The organism is Roseateles cavernae, from assembly GCF_040187885.1.
Taxonomy (GTDB): domain Bacteria; phylum Pseudomonadota; class Gammaproteobacteria; order Burkholderiales; family Burkholderiaceae_C; genus Roseateles_E; species Roseateles_E cavernae.
In genome coordinates, this window is the sequence record NZ_JBDPLH010000045.1 from 1 (window position 1) to 524 (window position 524).

Annotated in this window: 1 protein-coding gene; it reads right to left on the minus strand. The window is 68.1% G+C overall.

Going from position 1 to position 524, the window contains the following annotated elements; translation table 11 throughout:
- The coding region (locus ABGI63_RS25785) for an isocitrate/isopropylmalate family dehydrogenase (protein ID WP_349745375.1) at positions 1-524 on the minus strand (524 nt) is incomplete at both ends.

Below are 524 nucleotides of genomic sequence, written 5' to 3' on the forward strand. Positions count from 1 at the left end.
GGCGCCGAGCCATGCACCGGCTCGAACAGCGAGGGAAACTGGCGCTCCGGGTTCAGATTGGCCGAGGGCGCCAGGCCGATGGTGCCGGTGGTCGCCGGCCCCAGGTCCGACAGGATGTCGCCGAACAGATTGCTGGCCACCACCACATCGAAGCGCCCCGGCTGCAGCACAAAGCGCGCGCTGAGGATGTCGATGTGCTGCTTGTCCACCGTGACCGCCGGATAGCCCTGGGCCACCGCATCGGCGCGGCCGTCCCACCAGGGCATGCTGATCGCGATGCCATTGCTCTTGGTCGCCACCGTCAGGTGCTTGCGCGCACGGCTGTCGGCCAGCTCGAAGGCGTACTTCAGCACCCGGTCGGTGCCGTGGCGCGAGTAGACCGACTCCTGGATCACGATCTCGCGCTCGGTGCCGGCATACATGATGCCGCCCAGATTGGTGTACTCGCCCTCGGTGTTCTCGCGCACGACGAAGTAGTCGATCTCGCCGGCCTTGCGGCCCGCCAGGGGACAGGGCACGCCGTC